We start from the raw sequence: 20,891 nt of genomic DNA, 5'->3' as shown, positions 1-20,891 counted from the left end.
GGCATATCAGCGCTTGCCGCCGGGCTTGGTATCGCCGGGCTTTTCGGCGGCGCTGGCCTGGCCGGCCATGAACTTCTGGAACTGCGTCCAGGCATCCAGATTGCGTTCGGCCATCTGGTTCATCATCGTCCACGGACTCTGCCCGAGCAGCCCGCCGATCTGCTGGCGGAACTGGTTCTGCTGCTCCAGGAACAGCTGCATCGAGCGCTCCAGGTAGTTGCCCATGAAGCCCTGCATCGAGTCGCCGTAGAAGCGGATGATCTGGCTCAGCAACTGGGTGGACAGCACCGGTTCGCCGCCCTGTTCCTGCTCGGCGATGATCTGCAGCAGCACCTGCCGGGTCAGGTCTTCGCCGGTCTTGGCATCGCGCACCTCGAACTGCTCGCCGTCGAGGATCAACTGCCGCACTTCCTCCACCGTGATGTAGCTGGAGATCTCGGTGTCGTAGAGCCGGCGGTTGGGATACTTCTTGATGATGCGCGTGGGCATGGCTCGGCGAACCCCTGTGGAATCGCTGCAGGATGACGCAGCGCAACAGGCGGCGCAACTGGCGTTTTGGCGGGCCGCAAATGAACAGGGCCCGCACTCGGCGGGCCCTTTCAACCTCGACCGGCCGGGCTTACCAGCCCATGTGGTGGCCACCGTTGATGTCGAGGTTGGAGCCGGTGATCCAGCCGGCGTTGTCGTCGGCCAGGAAGCCGACGCCGTACGCGATCTCCTCCGGCGTGCCGAGGCGGCCGGTCGGGATGTCGGCGACGATCTTGGCGCGGACTTCCTCCGGCACCGCCATCACCATGTCGGTGGCGATGTAGCCCGGCGAGATCGTGTTGACGGTGATGCCGTTGCGGGCGTTCTCGCGCGCCAGCGAAATGGTGAAGCCGTGCATGCCGGCCTTCGCCGCCGCGTAGTTGGCCTGGCCGTACTGGCCCTTCAGGCCGTTGATCGAACTGATCTGGATGATGCGGCCCCACTTGCGGTCACGCATGCCCTCGATCACCGGGCGGGTCACGTTGAAGCAGGAATTGAGGTTGGTGTTGATGACGTCGCACCACTGGTCTTCCTTCATCTTGTGGAAGGTGCCGTCGCGGGTGATGCCGGCGTTGTTGACCAGGATCTCCACCGGGCCGAGCTTGTCCTCGATCTCCTTCACCATGGTGTTGGCGTCGTCGGTGGAAGTGACATCACCCTTGACCAGCAGGATGTCGTAGCCCTCGGACTTCATCTTGTCGGCCCAGTCGCGCGCCTTTTCCTCGTTGCGATAGTTGGTGGCCACCCTGTGCCCCATGTCGGCGAGCCGCTTGATGATTGCCGTGCCGATGCCGCCGGTGCCGCCCGTTACGAATGCCACGCGTGAAGTCATTGCCGGTGTCCTTGGTGAGTCCCGACCGATTCTAGGCGCGCTTCACTGCAATCTTGTTGTGCGATGCGGCGAGGGCTGCGCCGCGCGCGGAAGCCGGCTTTCGTCGAACGCATGGATGGCGCGCTGGAGGAATCCATCGGCATTCGGGCTGGCGGTGATGGCCTCGATGTCCTGGCCCAGGATGCGCCACGCTTCGGCCAGCGCGGGCAGCGGGTCGGCGGCATCCAGCGGCAGCGCCGCCAGCGACTTGGACAGCTTGCGGCCCGCGTCATCGAGCACCAGCGGAAGATGCGCGTAACGCGGCGTCGGCAGCCCGAGCAGCTGCTGCAGATAGACCTGGCGCGGGGTGGAATCCAGCAGGTCGGCGCCGCGCACCACATCGGTGATGCCCTGCGCGGCGTCATCCACCACCACCGCCAGCTGGTAGGCCCAGCAGCCGTCGGCGCGTTTCAGCACGAAGTCGCCAACTTCAGTATCCAAGCGTTGGGCGATGTGGCCGTGGACTGCGTCATCGACCTCCACCCCGCTGCCGTCCGGCACGCGCAGGCGCACCGCCGGCACCTCGCGCGGGCCATCCGCCACGCACGCGCGATGGATGCCGCCAGCGCCTTCCAGGTCGCTGCGGCTGCAATGGCATTCGAAGGCGAGACCGCGCGCGATCAGCCCGTCCAGCGCGGCCTGGTACAACGCGCCGCGATCGGATTGCCGGACCACGTCGCCGTCCCAATGCAACCCGAAGCGGCGCAGCGCTTCCAGTTGCGCCTCGGCGGCACCGGCCACCTCGCGGGTCCGGTCCACATCCTCGATCCGCACCCACCATTCGCCGCCGCGCGCGCGTGCATGCAGCCAGCTGCCTAGGGCCGCCACCAGCGAGCCGAAGTGCAGCGGGCCGGTCGGGGAGGGCGCGAAACGGCCCCGATACGGGGCGGCGGGGCGGGCTGTCATCGGCATCACGTTGCATTCAAGCACGGCAGCCCATATTTTCGACGTAGATCACCTCATATGGCTGCATGACCATGTTCAAACGCATCACCCTGTTCCTCGCCACCAACCTCGCGGTGCTGGTCCTGCTCGGCATCATCATGAACGTGGTGCTGCCCATGTTCGGCATCCGCCTCGGCAACAACGGCGGGTTGCTGGTGATGGCGGCCGTGTTCGGTTTCGGCGGCTCCTTCATCTCACTGTTGATGTCGAAGTGGATGGCGAAGCGCTCCACCGGCGCCTACGTCATCGAGCAGCCGCGCAACGAGGCCGAGACCTGGCTGGTCGAGACCGTCCGCCGCCAGGCGCAGGCCGCCGGCATCGGGATGCCGGAAGTCGCCATCTACGACGCGCCGGAAATCAACGCATTCGCCACCGGCGCCAACCGCAACAACGCGCTGGTCGCGGTGTCCACCGGCCTGCTGCGCGCGCTCGACCGCGATGAGGCGGAAGCCGTGCTGGGCCACGAGGTCAGCCACGTCGCCAACGGCGACATGGTGACCATGGCGCTGCTGCAGGGCGTCCTCAACACCTTCGTCATCGTGCTGTCGCGGCTGGTCGGCCGGGTCATCGACGGCTACCTGTCGGGCGGCCGCAACGAGGGCCCGGGCATCGGCTACTGGGTCAGCGTCATCGTGCTGGACATGGTGTTCGGCCTGTTCGCCAGCATGATCGCGATGTGGTTCTCGCGTCACCGCGAGTTCCGCGCCGACGCCGGCGGCGCCCGGTTGGCGGGCCGCAACAAGATGATCGCCGCGCTGGAACGCCTCAAGCAGAACCACGGCGAGAACACGCTGCCCAAGCAGATCGCCGCGTTCGGCATCAGTGGCGCGGTCGGCCACGGCCTCAAGCAGCTGCTGTTGAGCCACCCGCCGCTGGACGTGCGCATCCAGGCGCTGCGCAACGCGCAGTCCGATGGCGGCACGGTGCGGCAGGGCGTGGTGGCCTGAGCCGACGCGACATCGCGATGAACGGAAAAGGCCGGGAAATCCCGGCCTTTTCTTTGACGCCGTGGCAGCCGCCGGTCAGTAGGCCGAAGCCATGGCCTCGCTGGCGGGCGCGATGAAGTCGCCCTGCATGTATTCCAAGCCGGTGGTGAACAGCGCGGTCATGGTGGCCGCGTCGCTGACGCCGCGCGCGATGCAGGCGATCTCCTGCGCGTGCGCCTGCTGGACGATCTCCTGCACGCGGTCGCGGTTTTCCTGTGAGGTGGTGAAGTCGGCGATGTAGTCCTCGTTGAGCTTGAGGAAGCCCGGGCGCACGTGGTTGAGCAGCTGCAGCGAGTTGAGCCCCACGCCGAAATGCTCGATGCAGAAACGCGCGCCGATCACCCGCAGTTCCTCGTTGAGGCGCTGGGCCTGGCGCAGGTTGGTGAACACCTTCGATTCCGGCAGCTGCAGCACCAGCGCGGTCGCCGGGACGTCGTGTTCGGCCAGCATCCTGCTGATGTCGGTGACCAACTGTTCGTCGTCGACCGACTGCTGCGAGATCTTCACCAGCACCTTGGCCTGCTTGCCCGCGGCGATGTGATGCGCCACGTCGCGGATCGCGCGGTTCAGCGCCCAGCGGTCGATGTCGCCGGCCAGCCCGTGTTCCTCGGCCATCGGCACGAACTGCGCGGGCGGGATCAGGTTGCCGTCGCCGCCGACCAGCCGCAGCAGGGCTTCGTGGAACTGCTCGAACTCGTCCTGCAGGTTGACGATGGGCTGGTAGTGCAGGCGCAGCGCATCGGTGTCGATGGCTTCGCGGATGTGGCGCACCCAGGCCTGGACGCGCTCTTCTTCCTCGCGCTCGGTGGCACTGGGGTCGAAGATCTCGGCACGGTTGCCGCCCATGCCGGCCGCGTTGTGCAGGCTCTCGGTGGCCTTGGTCAGGACGCGCGCGACCTGGGCGATGCGTTCGCCGATCTGCACGCCGCCCACGCTGACGGTGGCGCTGAGGGTGGCATCCGGCGTTTCCAGCAGGCGGCCGTCGAAGGCCTTGAGGATGCGGTCGGCGGCGGCCTGCGTATCGGCGTGGCGGCTGCCGCGCAGGAGCAGGGCGTAGGTGTCCTCGCCGGTGCGCGCGATGATCGCGTCGCTGCCGAAGGTGTCGGTCAGGCGCTTGGCGATGGCGGCGGCGAGTTCGTGGGTGTTGTCCAACCCGACCTGCTGGCCCAGCTGCGCGGCCTGGTCGGGTTCCACCAGCAGCAACGCGTGCTGGGTGCCGCCGCCGGCGACTTCGGCCACGCCCTGTTCCAGCTCCTGCAGGAAGGTCTGGCGGTTGAGCAGGCCGGTCGCGATGTCGCGGCGGCGCAGTTCCTCCAGCTCCTGTGCCATCGCCGGGTCGGATTCCTGGCGGCGGATGATCACCTGGATGCAGGGCTCACCCTCGTACTTGGCCTGGGCGAATTCCATGACGGCCGGGAAGTCGTTGCCTTCGGCGTCGCGCGCCTGCAGTTCGTAACGCGGCGGCGGGGCTTCGCCACGGCTGATGTCCTTCAGCAGTTTCTTGAAATCGGTGACGTGGGCCGGCGCGACCATGTCGAGCAGCGACATCCCCTCGATGTCCTCGAAATCCGCGTAGCCGAACATTTCGAGGTAGGCGCTGTTGGCGCGGATGTGCATGCCTTCGTGGACGTAGGCGATCGGGTCGCGCGAGGACTCGATCAGCGCGTCGCAGCGGCGTTCGGTTTCGCGGATCTGCGCTTCCAGCCGGCGCAGGCCACGGCGCGCGTCGAGGTCGTGGAACTCGCGGACGATGATGGCCTGAAGATGCTCGAACTCGCCCTTCAGCACGATCCCGCGCATGCCCAGCCGGGCCAGCGACAGCAGCCGCGCGTTGTCCACCTGGTCGATCTGGACCACGACCGGCAGGTCGCGGCCATCGGCGGAGGCGCGCTGGACGACCTGCTCGTCGCTCATGCCGCTGGCGGGCGAGCTGACCAGCACGACATCGAAGGGATGCGCGGCGAGGTGCTCGTCGATCTGGTCCAGACTGGCCGCGCGCGCCGGGCGGACCGCCAGGCCCGCATTGCGCAGGTTGCTGACGATGGCTTCGGCGGCTTCGGCGTCGTCGTTGACGATCAGCATCCGGATAGGGGCATCAACGCCGGAAAGCATGCAGGTCTCCGTTGGGGGCGGTGCGCGGGGACGCGATTGTGAAGGCGTTCACTATATCGGAGCGGGCCGGGTCTGTTGTGTCGGACCGGTGCCCGGCGGGGTTCATCGCAGTGGTCGCTTGCCGGGGTCGCCGGCCACTTCGCGCACCAGGCGCGGGACCAGGTAGCCGGACAGGCGGGCGGCGAGTTGGCGGTGCAGGTCGAGGGCGGCTTCGTCCGCGACTTCGAAATGCGCCGCGCCCTGCACGCGGTCGAGCTGGTGCAGGTAGTAGGGCAGCACGCCGGCTTCGAAGCTGCGCTCGGACAGCGCCGCCAGCGCATCGACGGAATCGTTGACCCCGCGCAGCAGCACCGCCTGATTGAGCACCACCGCACCGGTCCCGCGCAGCCGGGCCATCGCCGCATCCACCTCATCATCGAACTCGTTGGCGTGGTTGGCGTGGATGACGAAGCTCACCGGCCACGGCAGCGAAGCCAGCCAGCCGGTGAATTCGTCGTCGATGCGCGCCGGCAGCACCACCGGCAGCCGCGAATGGATGCGCAACCGCCTTATGTGCGGGATGCCGGCCAGCCGCGTGGTGAGCTCGGCCAGCTTGGGCGTGGACAGCGAGAGCGGATCGCCGCCGGAGAGCAGGACTTCCTCGATGCCGCCATCGGCGGCGATCGCGTCGGCGGCCGCCTCCCAGTTGCCGCGCGCGGCGGTCTCGTCGGCATAGGGGAAGTGGCGGCGGAAGCAGTAGCGGCAGTTCACCGCGCAGCTGCCGGTGGCGATCAGCAGCGCCCGGCCGTGGTACTTGCGGATGACGCCGTCGGCGGCTTTCGCGGCGGCATCGCCCACCGCATCCAGCCCGAAGCCGGGCACGATGCGGTCCTCGTCATCGAGCGGCAGCACCTGGCGCAGCAGCGGGTCGGCGGCATCGCCCCGGCGCATGCGCGCGACGAAGGCACGCGGCACCCGCAGAGGGAACTGCGCCATCGCGGCGGGCGAGAGGCGGGCGGCCAGCGTTTCCAGGCCCAGCAGCGCGAGCAGGTCGGCGGGGTCGCGGATGGCATCGCGCCACTGTTCCTGCCAACGGGCGGGCTGCGGCGAAAGGGGGGCAACGGGTATCATGGCCCACCATTTTAAGTCTGATCGCCGCCCCGGGCGGCCCCAAGGAGTGCACGCATGGCCACGCTGGGCATGAACGACGTCAAGAACGGCCAGAAGATCCTGGTCAACAACGAACCCGCGGTCATCACCGAGACCGAGTACGTCAAGCCGGGCAAGGGCCAGGCCTTCACCCGCGTCAAGTTCCGCCAGATCAAGAGCGGCCGCGTGCAGGAAGTGACGATGAAGGCGACCGACTCGATGGAAGTGGCCGACGTGGTCGACACCGACATGCAGTACCTCTACGCCGATGGCGAATACTGGCACTTCATGAACCCGGAAAGTTTCGAGCAGGTCCAGGCCGACAAGAACGGCATGGGCGGCGCCGAGAAGTGGCTGAAGGGCGAGGAAGAATGCGTGGTGACGCTGTGGAACGGCGTGCCGATCGCCGTGCAGCCGCCGAACTTCGTCGAACTCAAGATCACCGAGACCGACCCGGGCGTGAAGGGCGACACCGCCGGCACCGGCGGCAAGCCGGCCACGCTGGAAACCGGCGCGGTGGTTCGCGTGCCGCTGTTCGTCGGCCAGGAAGAAATGATCAAGGTCGATACCCGCAGCGGCGAATACGTCAGCCGCGTCAAGTAATCCAAACAGGCAGGGAGTGGGGATGTCGGATCCGGTGACGAGACAGGAAAGCTATCCCCACGACCGCGCGGTCTTTTTCAGCGATGCGGTCTTCGCCATCGCGATGACCCTGCTGGCCATCGAGTTCCGCGCGCCGACCCACGAGCTGGTCGAGCGCGTCGGCGCCGGCCAGGCATGGGCGCAGATGATCCCGCTGTTCATCGCCTACGTGATCAGCTTCCTGGTGCTGGGGCTGTACTGGGCCGGCCACATGCAGGCCTGGAAATACGTCACCCACGTCGGCCCGAAGCTGGTCTGGCTCAACATCATGCAGCTGATGTTCGTGGCGCTGGTGCCGTTCGGGACCAGCCAGTATTCCGAAGCCTTCTTCCAGGACATGCCGGTCGCCTTCATGGCGTATTGCGCGATCCTCTCCGGCATCGCGCTGTTCTCGGTGCTGGAGCGCCGCGCCATCGCCGCGCAGGAAGGGCTCGCGGCCAAGCTCGGCGTCCCGGACACGCGCTGGTTCCAGCTGCGTTCGCTCGTTCCCCTGATCGTTTTCATGGCCGGCATCCCCATGTCCGCCGTGCTGCCCAACTGGGCCGGCGGCTGGTGGTTCATGCTGATCTGGCCGTTGTCTTGGATCGCCCGCCGCTGGGTGTTCCGCGCGGAGCCCGTCGCCCATGACTGATGCCCCCCAGACCTGCGACCTGCTGATCGAAGCCGGCCACATCGTTCCCGTCGCGCCGCACGGCGTGGTGCTGGAAAACCATGCCGTCGCCATCGACAGGGGCGTGATCCTCGCCGTGCTGCCCGCCGCCGAAGCGCGTGCGAAATACGCGCCGAAGGAAACGGTCTCGAAGCCGGATGCGGTGCTGATCCCCGGCCTGGTCAACGCCCACACCCACAACCCGATGACCCTGATGCGCGGCGTCGCCGACGACCTGCCGCTCAAGGTCTGGCTGCAGCAGCACATCTGGCCGATCGAAGGCGCGGTGATCGGTCCGGACTTCGTCGCAGACGGCTGCACGCTGGCGATCGCCGAGATGCTCCGCGGCGGCACCACCTGCGCCAACGAAAACTACTTCTTCCCGGACGTGCAGGCTGCCACCTACAAGCGCTTCGGCTTCCGCGCGCGCATCGGCCTGCCGGTCATCGACTTCCCGACCGCGTGGGCGAAGAGCGACGACGAATACTTCGACCGCGCCGGCGAGGTCCACGACCAGTGGCGCGACGACGCGTTGATCAAGACCGCCTTCGCGCCGCACGCGCCGTACACGGTGGACGACGACAACTTTGCGCGGGTACGCATGCTGGCCGACCAACTCGACATCCCGGTCCACCTGCACCTGCACGAGACCGCGCAGGAAGTGCAGCAGTCCATCGACCAGTTCGGCCTGCGCCCGATCGCGCGGCTCGACCGCCTCGGCCTGATCAACGACCGCCTGATCGCCGTGCACATGACCCAGCTGACCGAGGCCGAGATCCACCTCTGCGCCGAGCGCGGCGTGAGCGTGGTGCATTGCCCGGAATCCAACCTCAAGCTCGCCTCCGGCTTCTGCCCCGCGTGTGCCTTGATGAAGGCCGGTGTGACGCTCGCCATCGGCACCGACGGCGTGGCCAGCAACAACGACCTCGACATGATCGGCGAGACCCGCACCGCCGCGCTGCTGGCCAAGGCCGTGGCCGATGACGCCGCCGCACTCACCGCCGCCGAAGCCCTGCGCGCGGCGACCTGGGGCGGCGCCAAGGCGATGGGGATGGACGATCTCATCGGCACGCTCGAGCCGGGCAAGCAGGCCGACATCGCCTGCATCGACCTCGGCCAGATCGAGACCCAGCCGCTGCACCAGGTCATTTCGCAGGTGGTCTATGCCAGTGGCCGCCACCAGGTCAGCGACGTCTGGATCGCCGGCAAGCCGAAGCTCCGCGACCGCCGGCTGGTGGACATGGACGAAGCCGGCATCCTCGCCAACGCGCGCCGCTGGCGCGGCCGCATCGCGGAAGTGGAGATCGCACGATGAACACGCACGCCAACGCCCGCCAGTCCGAACTGCACAAGTTCGGCGCGCTGGCCAACCGCTGGTGGGACGAGAACGGCCCGCAGAAGGCGCTGCACGCGCTCAACCCGGTGCGCCTGCGCTACGTCGCCGGGCGCGTCGAACTTGAAGGCGCGAAGGTGCTCGATGTCGGCTGCGGCGCCGGCCTGCTGTCCGAAGCATTGGCGGGCGAGGGCGCGCGCGTCACCGCCATCGACCTGGCGCCGGAGCTGATCGAAGTGGCCAAGCTGCACCAGCTGGAAGCCGGCCTCGGCATCGACTACCGCCTGCAGCCGGTGGAAGCGCTGGCCGACGAACTGCCGGGCACGTTCGATGCCGTCACCTGCATGGAAATGCTGGAACACGTGCCGGACCCGGGCAGCATCATCGACGCCTGCGCGCGCCTGCTGAAGCCGGGTGGCCGCCTGTTCCTGTCCACGCTCAACCGCACGCCGGCCGCCTTCGCGCTGGCGATCGTCGGCGCGGAATACGTGGCGCGCGTGCTGCCGAAGGGCACGCACCAGTACCGCGACTTCATCAAGCCCTCCGAGCTCGGCGCGTGGCTGCGTGCCGCCGGCCTGCAGCTGGAAGACGTCAGCGGCCTGATGTACGAACCGTGGCGCAACGGCGCACGCCTGTCTTCGCGCACCGAGGTCAATTACCTGGCCTGCGCGCGCAAGCCGGCATGACCGCACGCACGCGTTTCCCCGAGGTCGCGCTGTTCGACCTTGACGGCACCCTGCTCGACAGCGCGCCCGACATGCTGGCGACGGTCAACGTGATGCGCGAACGGCGCGGCATCGCGCCGATGGGGCTGGCCGACATCCGCCCCTTCGTCTCGCGCGGTGCGCGGGCGATGGCTTCGGCGGCGTTCCCGGCGTGGAATGGCGATGAAGTCGTGGCCGCCGTGCCGGAATTCCTCGACATCTACGCCGCCGAACTCGGCCGCCATTGCGCGCCCTTCGCCGGCATCCCGGAACTGCTCGATGCGCTGGAAGCGCAGGGCAGCCGCTGGGGCATCGTCACCAACAAGCCGGAAAAACTCGCCCGCGACCTGATGCCGCTGCTCGGCTGGGACACGCGCTGCGCGGTGCTGATCGGCGGCGATTCGCTGCCCGAGCGCAAGCCGCATCCGCTGCCGCTGCTGCATTCGGCGGAAGTGCTGGGCGTCGCGCCATCGCGCTGCGTGTACGTGGGCGATGACCGCCGCGACATCGAATCCGCGCGTGCCGCCGGCATGCCGTCGATCGCCGCGCTCTGGGGCTACCGCATGGACGGCGACGAACCCGCCGCTTGGGGTGCCGAGGTGATGGTCGACGCGCCGCACGACCTGCTCGACCCGGCCCGCTGGCCGTGAGCGAATCCATCATCGAAGCGGTCTCCGAGGCCGCCAGCTTCGTCGACAAATTCCGCGGGCGCTGGCCGGAATGGGTGATCGCCCGGGTGTTCGTGGCCGCCGACCAGCGTGACGCCGCCGAGCACTGGTTCGCGCTGCTGCAGGAATGGACCGATGCTGCCGCCACCGCCGAGCCCGCGCCAGGCCTGGCCAAGCTCGCCTGGTGGCAGGAGGAGCTGCGTGGCTGGGCGAAGGGTGCGCGCCGGCATCCGCTCGGTGCGGTGCTGCAGAAACAGCCGGTGGACTGGAGCGCCATCGCCGACGCGCTGCCGGCGCTGGCCCGCCGCGACGCGCCGGACCTGCAGGCGCTGGACCAACTCGCCGGAGTGCTGGCGCAGGCCGAACGCACCCTCTTCGCCGAAGACCGCGACGGCCGCGCCGCCATCGCCGCAATGCTCGGCGATGCGCTGTCGCTGACCGATGCGACATCGCAAACACCTGCCGAAGGCAGCCGCCCGCGTCGCCTGCTGGCCGCGCTGCGGAACACCCGCAACACCATGCAACAGGCCCCGCTCAGCCCGTGGCGGACGCTGCGTTGCAGCTGGCGGGCCGCCCGCGCCGGCTTGCCCGGGTAAAATGGCCGGCCCGGCGCCCCCACGCTGAACGCCCATGCTGATGACCGCACACCGTCCGTTGCCCGATGTCGCTTTCGAGCCCGCCGCCTTGGCGCGCGCGCTGGACTGGGTGGGGATGGAAGGCATCGCGCTGCCGCTGCGGCTGTCCGAGCGCGTGCAGGTGCCGGCGCAGGCCGATGTCGGCGTCAACCTGCTGGACCCCGACCGCCGCGGCATCCACATGTCGCGCCTGTACCTGCAGTTGCAGCAGGCCCTGCCGCAGGCCCGGCTCGATGCGCTCTCGCTCGACGCGCTGCTGGCCGGGCTGATCGAATCCCAGCAGGGCGCCAGCGACCGCGTGCAGCTGCTGCTGCGCTTCGACCACCTGCTGGAACGCCCGGCGCTGGTCAGCGACCACCACGGCTGGAAGCGCTATCCCGTGCAGCTGCGCAGCGAACGTGACGCCAGCGGCAGCCGCCATTGGCTGTCGATCCGGGTGGCATATTCCAGCACCTGTCCGGCCTCCGCCGCGTTGTCGCGCGAGTTGAACGCGCAGGCCTTCGCCCGCCATTTCGGCGAGGGCGAGGTGGATGCCGATGCGGTGCGTGACTGGCTGGCCTCCAAGGCCGGGCTGGCCGCCACCCCGCACGCGCAGCGCAGCGTGGCCGATGTCGAAGTGGAACTGGCCGAAGGCTTCGAACACCTGCCGGTCGTCGCCCTGGCCGATGCGCTGGAGCAGGCGCTCGGTACGCCGGTGCAGACCGCGGTGAAGCGCGAGGACGAGCAGGCCTTCGCCCGCGCCAACGCCGAGAACCTGATGTTCTGCGAAGACGCCGCCCGCCGCGTCGGCGCCGCGCTGTCCGCCTTGCCGTGGGTCCGCGCCTGGCAGGCCAAGGTCGTGCATCTGGAAAGCCTGCACGCCCACGATGCCGTGGCGCGCGTGGCCGGCCGCAACGACTGACATCCCCCTCAGCGCCCGATGTCATTGAACTGCCATGATTGTTCCAATATTCTGGAACAATGGATAACAAAGACGCTGTCAACGCCCTCGCGGCCCTGGCCCAGGAATCGCGCCTCGCGGTGTTCCGGCGGCTGGTCGAACTCGGCCCCGAAGGTGCCTTCGCCGGCGAGCTCGCCGAATACCTGCAGGTACCGGGCAATACGCTGTCCTTCCACCTCAAGACGCTGTCGCACGCCGGGCTGGTGAGCGCCGAGCCGCTCGGCCGCAACATCCGCTACCGCGCCGATTTCGAGCGCATGCAGGCGCTGGTCGGCTTCCTCGGCGACCACTGCTGCGGTGGCCAGCCGGAACTGTGCGCGCCGGTGGCCTGTGCGCCGGCACCGCGCAAGGCAGGGACGCGATGAGCGCCGTGGCAGCGCCCGCGCCGGCCCGCCGGATGGGCGGCTTCGAGCGCCACCTGAGCCTGTGGGTGCTGGGGTGCATCGTGGTCGGCACCGGGCTGGGCTATCTGTTGCCCGGCCTGTTCCGGCAACTGGCGGCGGTGGAGGTGGCGAAGGTCAACCTGCCGGTCGCCGTGCTGGTCTGGCTGATGATCATCCCGATGCTGCTCAAGATCGACTACGGCGCGATGCGCGAAGTAGGGCGGCACTGGCGCGGTATCGGCGTCACCGTGTTCGTCAACTGGCTGGTCAAGCCGTTCTCGATGGCGCTGCTCGGCTGGGTATTCATCCGCCACCTGTTCGCGGACTGGCTGCCGGCCGACCAGATCGATGCCTACATCGCCGGGCTCATCCTGCTGGCCGCCGCGCCGTGCACGGCGATGGTGTTCGTCTGGAGCCACCTGTGCGAGGGCGAGCCGCGCTTCACCCTGAGCCAGGTCGCGCTGAACGACTTCATCATGGTGTTTGCGTTCGCGCCGCTGGTCGGCCTGCTGCTGGGGCTGTCTTCGATCAGTGTGCCGTGGGCCACGCTGCTGCTGTCGGTGGCGCTCTACATCGTCGTGCCGGTGATCGTGGCCGCGCTGCTGCGCAAGCTGATCCTGGCGCGTGGCGGCGAGGCCGCATTGCAGGCGGTGCTGCGACGGCTCGGGCCGGTGTCGCTCATCGCGCTGCTGCTCACGCTGGTGTTGCTGTTCGGCTTCCAGGGCCAGCAGATCGTCCGCCAGCCGTTGATCATCGCGCTGCTCGCGGTGCCGATCCTGATCCAGGTCTATTTCAATGCCGGGCTGGCCTACTGGCTCAACAAGCGCCTGGGCGTGGCGCACTGCATCGCCGGGCCGTCCGCGCTGATCGGCGCCAGCAATTTCTTCGAACTGGCCGTGGCCACCGCCGTCGCGGTGTTCGGCGTGCATTCCGGCGCGGCGCTGGCGACCGTGGTGGGCGTGCTGGTGGAAGTGCCGGTGATGCTTTCGGTCGTGCACATCGTCAACCGCAGCCGCCGCTGGTACGGCGGGGCCGCCGCATGAATCCCTTCTTTCCGGAATCCGCGAGATGAAAGACCGCTACAACATCCTGTTCCTGTGCACCGGCAACTCGGCCCGCAGCATCATGGCAGAGGCCGTGGCCAACCATGTCTCCGGCGGCCGCCTGCAGGCGTGGAGCGCCGGCAGCCACCCGTCCGGCCAGGTGCAGCCGCTGGCGATCGAGGTGCTGGAGGAAGCCGGCATCGCCACCGACGGCCTGCGCAGCAAGTCCTGGGACGAATTCAGCGCGCCCGGTGCGCCGGAAATGGACATCGTCATCACCGTCTGCGGCAAGGCGGCGGGCGAAACCTGCCCGGTCTGGCTGGGCCAGCCGATGACCGCGCACTGGGGCGTGGATGACCCGGTGGGCGTGGAAGGCGACGAGTCCGCGAGGCGCAAGGCGTTCCGCGATGCGATGGGCATCCTCCGCCACCGCATCCACCTGCTGCTGAGCCTGAAGCCCGAGGCGCTGGACCAGCTGGCCTTGCAGACGCATCTGCACGCGATCGGGCGCGAAGGCGAAGTGGGGGAGGCGGTTTCGGGCTGAGCTCCGGCGCGGGAGCCGCTGGTGATGTCCGGGTGCGTCCTGCACGGGACGCTTCGGGTCGTGTGGGGTGCGAAAAGCATCGTTGACTAGGCAGGAAGCCTCGCGTGCGATGCTTTCCGGGTCATCGGGGATGCAAAAAGTGTCGCGTGCGAGGCTCTATCAGGTTGCGCGGCATGCGAAGCGCATCGACAACGAGGCAGAAAGCCTCGCGCACGATGCTTTCCGGGTCATCGGGGATGCAAAAAGTGTCGCGTGCGAGGCTCTATCAGGTTGCGCGGCATGCGAAGCGCATCGACAACGAGGCAGAAAGCCTCGCGCACGATGCTTTCCGGGTCATCGGGGATGCAAAAAGTGTCGCGCGCGACGCCCCGAACGTGAGTTTGATGGCGGCGAACCAGCATGGCGCACGGCAAAAACCGGCATGCTGCCGCCAGCGTCGGGCCCTCCGCACCTGACATCGCCCGCCGAAGCCGCCACGCCACATGACCGCCGAGCCCCTTTCACTGCCCAGCCGCTTGCAGCTTCCGCCCGGCCCGTGGGCCACGCTGCTGGATGGCCTGTGCGCGCGCTTTCCCGCCATCCCGCGCGAGGTGTGGATCGGGCGCTTCGAACGCGGCCTGGTGCAGGATGCGGATGCCCGCCCGCTGCCGGTCGATGCGGCTTACCGGGTCGGCATGGAGATCCGCTATTTCCGCGAGGTCGAGGACGAGCCCGCCATTCCCTTCGTCGAGACCGTGCTGCATCGGGACGCGCATCTGCTGGTAGTCGACAAGCCGCATTTCCTGCCGGTCACGCCGGCCGGCCGGCATGTGCGGGAAACCCTGCTGGCCCGGTTGATCGCGCGGCTGGATGCGCCGGACCTGGTGCCGCTGCACCGGCTCGACCGCGACACCGCCGGGCTGGTGATGTTCTCCACCTGTCCCGACACGCGCGATGCCTACGCCGCGCTGTTCCGCGAGCGTCGGGTCACCAAGCATTATGAGGGGATCGCGGCGCCGTTGCCCGATGTGGCATTTCCGCTGACGCGCCGCTCACGGCTGGAAGCGGGCGAGCCGTTCTTCCGCATGCGCGAGGTGGCGGGCACGCCCAACAGCGAGACCCGCATCGAGGTGATCGTGCGCGGCGCGCGGCGCTGGCGTTACGCGCTGTCGCCGGTCACCGGCCGCAAGCACCAGTTGCGCGTGCACATGGCGAGCATCGGCGCACCCATCGACAACGATCCGCTGTATCCGGCGCTGGTCGATTCGCCGGCCGCGGATTTTTCCCGCCCGCTGCAGCTGTGGGCGAAGCGGCTTGAATTCATCGACCCGCTGACGGGGGCGTCGCGGGTATTCGACAGCGGGCTCGGGCTGGGCGGCATCGGGGATTGAGGGTGGCTGACGGCCTGCGCCGACTTCTACTTCGGCAGCGCCCGCAACGGATCGATCCTGGTGTCGAACCGCGCCCATCACGAAATGACGGTTTCGGTGACTCAAACGCGCCGCCGCGCGCATCGTCATCCACATGCGAATACTGTTACTTCGGCAGCACCAGCAAGGGATCGATCTTGGTATCAAACCACGTCATCCCCCAGTGCAGATGCGGCCCGGTCGAGCGCCCGGTGGAACCGACCGCGCCGACCACGTCGCCCTGTTTGACGACATCGCCCACCTTCACGTCGAGCCGCGACATATGCAGGAAGTTGCTGCTGACGCCGTGGCCGTGGTCGATCATCACCGTGCCGCCGGTCAGGTAGAAATCTTTTTCGGCCAGGGTCACGGTGCCGCCGGCCGGGGCGCGGATCGGGGTGCCGGCGCCGGCGGCGATGTCCATGCCCGAATGCGGCGACTTGGGCGTGCCGTTGAAGATGCGCTGGTTGCCGAAGCGCCCGCTGATGCGGCCCTGCACCGGCCAGATGAAGGTCTGGGCGAAGTTGTCGGCGGCGCTGTCGTCGCGGCGGGCGGCGACGATCCTGCCATTCTCGCGCGCGATGCGGGCGGCGATGGCCGGTGGCGGATTGACGGTGGAAGGCGGCACGCCGTTGATGCGCTGGATCGGCCAGTCGCGCGGGGTGACGGTGATGTCGGCGGTGAGGATCTCGCCGCCCGGTGGCTGGATGCGGACGCGCATCGGGCCCTTCTCGTCGCGCCCGATGCCGAACACGAAGCGGCCCTGCGCATCCACGCGCAGCTTGCGTCCTTCCACCCGCACATCGGCGCCCGGCACCGCGCGGCCGATGATCAACGCGCCCTGCGAGGCCTTCGCCGGCAGGTCGGCGATGCGGGTCTGCTGGGCGAGAGCCGGCAGCGCGGCGAGCAGCAATGCGGCGAGCAGCGGGCGGGGCATCTTCATGCGGGGTCTCCGGTGGGGCTGTGACCCAGCTTGCCGCAGATGCGATGAACCTGCCGCCACGGTGCGTCATCCATCGCAGCGCGGGGCGTGATGCGGTGAAGACGCTTCGTGCCGGATATCGCGGTGCAATCGCCCGCGCGTCCGAGGCTCAGTAGAGCGGAATCTTCGGGCAACGATGGGGGCGAGGCCGTCTCCGCAAGCGCGGCGCAACCGAAGCCACATCCTCATTCCGCATCCCCCCAAAAGAAAAGGGCGGCCGGAGCCGCCCCTTTCCCGACACTTACACGCAGTCCGATCAGAAGCGGACCGAGATGCGGGCGTTGGCGCCGTGGTCGTTGCCCTCGTCGGCGAACTGGCCGGTATAACCCAGCTCCAGCAAGGTGCGCTCCGACAGGCGCGCGGCGATGCCGAGCTCGCCCAGCGTGGCCTTCTTGGCCAGCGGGGCACCCTGCACGGTGAACACGCCGCTGCCGGCGAAGTTCATGGCGCTGGCCGGGGTCACGTCGCCGTTGGCCTGGCGATAGGCCAGGCCGCCACGCAGGCTCAGCCAGGTCTGTTCCTGCTGCGCGCCCTTCAGGTTCAGGCTGAAGCGCAGGCCGCCGGTGGCGAGGTCGAGCTTGCTCTCGCCGCTGCCGGCATGCAGGGCCGCGACGCCACCGGTTTCGGTGAACGCATCGGTCTCGACGCGGACGTTGGCGTACTGCAGGTAGGGCTCGATCTGCCAGGCGGCGCCGCCGAACAGGTAGCCGGCTTCGACGAAGGCCTGGTCGGTGCTGCCGTCGTAGCGCGACTTCAGGCCATTGCTGAAGTTGGCGAAGGCGGCGGTGCGCTCGCCGTCGATCTCGTGCGCCGCGTGGCTCAGGCCACCCTGCACGCCGAAACCGCCCCAGCGCTGGCTGCCGTACACGCCGATCATGCGGCTGCGGATTTCCGCCTTGGACGCGCGCAGGCCGACATCGGCATCGCTGCGGCCGGTGCCGCCTAGCACGCCGACGCGCCAGCCGCCGTCGAACTGGTAGTCACCGCCGACCAGCATCTGGTGGCCGGAGTAACGGGCCGAAGCCGCATTGGCATTGCCTTCCAGCGAACCGCCGTTGGAGAGCAGGTCGGCCCAGAGCGCGAAGCCGGTGCCGGCGGACTGGCCGGTGAAGGCGTCCTGGCCGGTGCGGGCACGGGTCAGCGCGACGTTGCGGACATGGCGGCTGTCATCGGCCAGCAGGCCGCGCACGGTCGGGTGCAGTTCGCCGGAGAGGCGGTCGAAGGCGGCATTGGCGCTGGCCGCATCCGGCAGCATCACCAGTGCCTGCAGCAGCGCATTGTTGTTGGCCAGGCCGTCGAGCGCGGCGGAGGTGGCCTTCTGGTTGGCCGTGCCCGCCACCGAAGCCAGCGCGGCGGCGCGGATCACATCGACCAACACGTTGTTGGCGCCGTAGCGCAGGTTCATGCCGAGGAACGGGCTGAGGCCACCGGTATCCACGCCGGCGAAGGTGCCGGTGACGCCGCCCTGGGCGCTCAGGATGTTGTAGCTCTGGCCCAGCGCGAACACGCCCGGCATGCGGATGGCGCGCACGGTGCCGCCTTCCAGCGTGGCCTTGCCGCTGACCGCGATCATGTCGTTGCTGCTCGGCGGCTCGATTTCCACATCGACGAACGAACCGGCCTTCTGCACGTAGTCGCCGTTGATGGTCAGCGTGCCGATGGAGTTGCCCGGGGCGATGGTGCCGAACACCGTGGTGTTTCCCAGGGTGCCGGTGCCGCGCAGGTAGCCAGTCTTGTTGATGACGGTGGCCGCGCCCAGCACCTTGCCGTTGATGACCGCCGCGCCGCCGTTGACGGTGAGCGGGCTGCCGGTCAGCGTGCCGTTGGCGCCGAGCATGAAGATGCCGCCGTCCACCTTGACGTCGCTGGCCAGCGTGTTGGCACCGGTCAGTTCAAGCACGCCGCCCTTGACGGTCAGGCCGTTGAAGCTGTTCTTGCCCGACAGGCGCAGCCAGCCACCGGCCTGACTGTCGAAGCTCAGACGGCCCGAGCCGCCGATGTCGTTGGTCCAGTTGTCCCAGACGCGGGCGTCGTTCCAGACGTGCAGGCCACCGGCCTGTTGGTTCATCACCACGTAGGTGTCAACGCGGAACTGGCCGTAGCCTTCGATCGCCTTCTTCAGGTTGATCAGGCCCCAGCCGTAGATGTCATCGACGCCGGCCGCGCCGAGATCGGTCGCGGTGGTCAGCAGGATGTCGCGGACCTGCGGGTTGCTCAGGTACGGGTAGCGCTGGAACAGCAGGGCCAGCGCGCCGGTGACGTGCGGTGCCGCCATCGAGGTGCCGCTGTAGTCCTCGTAGCCGAAGCGCGAAACGATGTCGGCGATGTCCGGGATCAGGTAGTTGCCGTTCTCGTCCTCGACCAGGTCGTCGATGAGCGCTTCGCCGCCATCGACGGTGGAGGTGATGACGCTGCCGGGCGCGGCCACGCACCAGTTCATGCTCAGGCCGCACTTCATCGAGCGGTTGCTCAGCACGTAGGGGTTGGCGGCATTGCCGGTCTCGCCCACGTTGACCACGCTCAGCCAGTACTGCTCCAGCTCCGGCATGTAGCGCGGCAGGGTGGCGTAGATGCCGGCGATCGGGCTCAGGTTGGGGCTGCGGATCACCGACGAGGTGTTGCCGGCGGCCCAGACCTGGATCATGCCCTTGGCCAGCGAGCCGTCGCGGATGACTTCCCACTGTTCGCGGTTGGCGGCACTGTTGTACATCGCGTCCTGCGCGGCCTTGGTGGTGGGCTCGCGGCCCAGGCCCCAGCTGTGGTTGATCGCGCGCACGTTGGCGGCGTTCATCTGCGCGTACATGTCGGCGAAGGCGCTTTCCGAAGCGCCCTGGCTGGCACCGCGGCACTGGCCGAAGAAGGCGCAGTTGATGTCGAGGATCTCGAAGCTGTCACCGAACAGGCGGGCCGAGTTGAACGTCGCGCCGAAGGCGACGCCGTGCATGCCGTTGCCATCGCGGTTGGCGGCGATGGTGCCGGCGACGTGGGTGCCGTGCGATTCATAGCCCAGCGCCAGCTTGCCGAGCAGGTAGGCGTATTCGGGCTTGAGGTAGGGCTCGAGGGCCGGGTCCCAATAGGTCGCGGTGACCTGCGGGCGGCCGCCGTCGCTGCCGAAGCAGGCGTCCGGGCCGGCGATGGCGTAGTCGGGGGCGCAACGGCTGCCGTCGGCCAGCAGGTCGCCGATCACCAGGCCGCGGTGGTCCTTGCCGGCGAATTCCTCATGCTTGAGCGACACGCCGGAATCGAAGATGCCGACGCGGATGCCGGCGCCGGTCAGGCCGCGCGCATAGGCGTGGTGCGCGTTGATGGCGCCCAGGCCCCAGTCCTGCTCGAACTCCTCGGTGCGCCAGCTGTCGGGGTCGCCCGGCTTGCCGGTTTCAGCGGCAGCGGTGACCGGCGCGACCGGCGTGCCGACCGAAGCCGTGTTGGCCGGCTGCAGGCGTGCGCCGTGCAGCTGGGCCTGGCGGTCCAGGCAATCCAGGCGATCGGCGGCAGTGGCATTGGCGTCGCACTGGGCGTCGGCACCGATGGCCGGGATGCGGGTTTCGGCCTGCGCGGCGGTCGCGCCGAGCACCAGGCTGAAAACGATCGCGGTGAACAGGGGAGAACGGTTGGGCGCGACACGACGTGCGGCGCGCGGGGCAAGGCTCCGGGTCATTGAACAATTCCAAGGGTCGAGGGATAGCCTTCACGTGAACAACAGATGAAGGGCTGTTGCGCGTTTTAGCACAATTGCCGGGTGCCCAGAATCCAACCGATGGCAGGGGTCAGATGGACCACCCGCTTTGTCCGCCCCAATTTCACAGGCGGAATATCAACGAAAACCGGAGAATGTCTAGGAATAATCTGACAATTTAGACGCGTCGGTGGCGTCAGTCAGCCAGCACATGGACTTTGAGGGTCATCGGCGGACGAATGTCATCCGACCGTTTCACGCTCAAATTGATGACGCTGTTGGAACGATGCGGGGCGGGAATGCTGAATCCGCCCTCCGCATTCACCGGAATGGAACGGCCATCCGCCTCGACCCGGCTGCCGGCGGGAACGCGACCTGCCAGCGCCTCGTCCGGCCTGATGCTGCGGGGCACGAAGACGGCGCTGCCGCCATGGCGCTCTCCCGGGGGCAGGTTGGGTGCATCCGGCGACGGCGGGCTGACAGGCACTTTGCGATGCACGGGCGTGTCCTTGGCGGGGGCGGGCGGCGGATTTGCGCGAACCGGCGCGGCTCCCGCGGGCTGGGTGACGGCCGCGGGGGCGGCTTTCGCCGGGGGCGATGCCGCGGCCTGCTGCGCGGCGGGCGAAGCGGCCATCGGCGGTGCCTGCGGCTCGCGCTTGGGGGCGGTATCGGGGGCGGCGCAGGCGGTGACGGCGCCGGCCAATGCGGCGGCCAGCACCCACATCCTCATATCC

General features: G+C 68.5%; 21 protein-coding genes. 13 read left to right on the top strand and 8 right to left on the bottom strand.

Going from position 1 to position 20,891, the window contains the following annotated elements:
* Positions 1–6: 6 nt before the first annotated feature.
* The 3 genes from phaR to gluQRS form a co-directional block, all read right to left on the bottom strand.
* A complete protein-coding gene (phaR, locus tag DCD74_RS05485) occupies positions 7–489 on the bottom strand; it encodes a polyhydroxyalkanoate synthesis repressor PhaR (RefSeq protein WP_112926435.1) in 483 nt (160 codons plus the stop codon).
* 130 nt (positions 490–619) lie between these two features.
* On the bottom strand, positions 620–1,360 hold the full coding sequence (gene phbB, locus DCD74_RS05480) for an acetoacetyl-CoA reductase (protein WP_112926434.1): 741 nt from the start codon (positions 1,358–1,360) through the stop codon (positions 620–622).
* 42 nt (positions 1,361–1,402) lie between these two features.
* The gene (gene gluQRS, locus DCD74_RS05475) at positions 1,403–2,305 is read right to left on the bottom strand and encodes a tRNA glutamyl-Q(34) synthetase GluQRS (protein WP_407072213.1); all 903 of its coding nucleotides are present in this window, start codon (positions 2,303–2,305) and stop codon (positions 1,403–1,405) included.
* A gap of 71 nt (positions 2,306–2,376) precedes the next feature.
* On the opposite strand from gluQRS, the gene htpX reads away from it, so the two are divergent.
* Positions 2,377–3,291 carry a protease HtpX gene (gene htpX / locus DCD74_RS05470; RefSeq protein WP_112927681.1) on the top strand — a complete coding sequence of 305 codons (915 nt, stop codon included), beginning with the start codon at positions 2,377–2,379 and terminating at the stop codon, positions 3,289–3,291.
* Positions 3,292–3,366: 75 nt separating this feature from the next.
* Here htpX and DCD74_RS05465 read toward each other — a convergent pair whose 3' ends face one another.
* Both DCD74_RS05465 and epmB read right to left on the bottom strand, forming a co-directional pair.
* Positions 3,367–5,442 carry an EAL domain-containing response regulator gene (locus DCD74_RS05465; RefSeq protein WP_217424289.1) on the bottom strand — a complete coding sequence of 692 codons (2,076 nt, stop codon included), beginning with the start codon at positions 5,440–5,442 and terminating at the stop codon, positions 3,367–3,369.
* 102 nt (positions 5,443–5,544) lie between these two features.
* A complete protein-coding gene (gene epmB, locus DCD74_RS05460) occupies positions 5,545–6,552 on the bottom strand; it encodes an EF-P beta-lysylation protein EpmB (protein WP_112926432.1) in 1,008 nt (335 codons plus the stop codon).
* 54 nt (positions 6,553–6,606) lie between these two features.
* Between epmB and efp the strand changes: the two genes are divergently transcribed.
* From efp to DCD74_RS05405, 12 genes are all read left to right on the top strand, one after another.
* The gene (gene efp, locus DCD74_RS05455) at positions 6,607–7,173 is read left to right on the top strand and encodes an elongation factor P (RefSeq protein WP_112926431.1); all 567 of its coding nucleotides are present in this window, start codon (positions 6,607–6,609) and stop codon (positions 7,171–7,173) included.
* A 22-nt stretch (positions 7,174–7,195) separates the two neighbouring features.
* Positions 7,196–7,843 (top strand): TMEM175 family protein, encoded by a 648-nt coding sequence (locus tag DCD74_RS05450; protein ID WP_112926430.1) that lies wholly within the window; start codon positions 7,196–7,198, stop codon positions 7,841–7,843.
* Complete coding sequence (locus tag DCD74_RS05445; RefSeq protein WP_112926429.1) at positions 7,836–9,176, top strand: TRZ/ATZ family hydrolase; 1,341 nt, start codon at positions 7,836–7,838, stop codon at positions 9,174–9,176. The genes DCD74_RS05450 and DCD74_RS05445 overlap by 8 nt, the downstream gene beginning before the upstream one ends.
* Positions 9,173–9,880, top strand: a complete 708-nt coding sequence (ubiG, locus tag DCD74_RS05440; protein WP_112926428.1) for a bifunctional 2-polyprenyl-6-hydroxyphenol methylase/3-demethylubiquinol 3-O-methyltransferase UbiG — start codon at positions 9,173–9,175, stop codon at positions 9,878–9,880. Before DCD74_RS05445 ends, ubiG begins: the two co-directional genes overlap by 4 nt.
* Positions 9,877–10,548 (top strand): phosphoglycolate phosphatase, encoded by a 672-nt coding sequence (gene gph, locus DCD74_RS05435; RefSeq protein ID WP_112926427.1) that lies wholly within the window; start codon positions 9,877–9,879, stop codon positions 10,546–10,548. Before ubiG ends, gph begins: the two co-directional genes overlap by 4 nt.
* Positions 10,545–11,162: an isoprenoid biosynthesis enzyme family protein gene (locus DCD74_RS05430; protein ID WP_112926426.1), complete on the top strand. Its 618-nt coding sequence runs from the start codon at positions 10,545–10,547 to the stop codon at positions 11,160–11,162. Before gph ends, DCD74_RS05430 begins: the two co-directional genes overlap by 4 nt.
* Before the next feature lie 34 nt (positions 11,163–11,196).
* Positions 11,197–12,102: a GTP cyclohydrolase FolE2 gene (gene folE2, locus DCD74_RS05425; protein ID WP_237049662.1), complete on the top strand. Its 906-nt coding sequence runs from the start codon at positions 11,197–11,199 to the stop codon at positions 12,100–12,102.
* Positions 12,103–12,161: 59 nt separating this feature from the next.
* Positions 12,162–12,506 (top strand): ArsR/SmtB family transcription factor, encoded by a 345-nt coding sequence (locus DCD74_RS05420; protein ID WP_112926425.1) that lies wholly within the window; start codon positions 12,162–12,164, stop codon positions 12,504–12,506.
* A 32-nt stretch (positions 12,507–12,538) separates the two neighbouring features.
* Positions 12,539–13,567 (top strand): ACR3 family arsenite efflux transporter, encoded by a 1,029-nt coding sequence (gene arsB, locus DCD74_RS05415; RefSeq protein WP_112927678.1) that lies wholly within the window; start codon positions 12,539–12,541, stop codon positions 13,565–13,567.
* Positions 13,568–13,592: 25 nt separating this feature from the next.
* Positions 13,593–14,111 carry an arsenate reductase ArsC gene (locus tag DCD74_RS05410; RefSeq protein ID WP_112926424.1) on the top strand — a complete coding sequence of 173 codons (519 nt, stop codon included), beginning with the start codon at positions 13,593–13,595 and terminating at the stop codon, positions 14,109–14,111.
* 215 nt (positions 14,112–14,326) lie between these two features.
* Positions 14,327–14,566 (top strand): hypothetical protein, encoded by a 240-nt coding sequence (locus DCD74_RS12645; RefSeq protein ID WP_162615914.1) that lies wholly within the window; start codon positions 14,327–14,329, stop codon positions 14,564–14,566.
* A gap of 27 nt (positions 14,567–14,593) precedes the next feature.
* On the top strand, positions 14,594–15,481 hold the full coding sequence (locus DCD74_RS05405; RefSeq protein ID WP_112926423.1) for a pseudouridine synthase: 888 nt from the start codon (positions 14,594–14,596) through the stop codon (positions 15,479–15,481).
* Between the two features lie 145 nt (positions 15,482–15,626).
* On the opposite strand, the gene DCD74_RS05400 is transcribed toward DCD74_RS05405, so the two are convergent.
* From DCD74_RS05400 to DCD74_RS13105, 3 genes are all read right to left on the bottom strand, one after another.
* Entirely contained in the window at positions 15,627–16,442 is an 816-nt protein-coding gene (locus DCD74_RS05400) for a M23 family metallopeptidase (RefSeq protein WP_407072212.1), read from the bottom strand.
* Between the two features lie 295 nt (positions 16,443–16,737).
* Positions 16,738–20,139: an autotransporter domain-containing protein gene (locus tag DCD74_RS05395; RefSeq protein WP_112926422.1), complete on the bottom strand. Its 3,402-nt coding sequence runs from the start codon at positions 20,137–20,139 to the stop codon at positions 16,738–16,740.
* 214 nt (positions 20,140–20,353) lie between these two features.
* On the bottom strand, positions 20,354–20,881 hold the full coding sequence (locus DCD74_RS13105; protein ID WP_112926421.1) for a hypothetical protein: 528 nt from the start codon (positions 20,879–20,881) through the stop codon (positions 20,354–20,356).
* Positions 20,882–20,891 lie beyond the last annotated feature (10 nt).

The organism is Lysobacter oculi (assembly GCF_003293695.1).
Classification (GTDB): domain Bacteria; phylum Pseudomonadota; class Gammaproteobacteria; order Xanthomonadales; family Xanthomonadaceae; genus Solilutibacter; species Solilutibacter oculi.
Note: the sequence above shows the minus strand (reverse complement) of the source record. Positions and strands in the feature narration are given on the sequence as shown.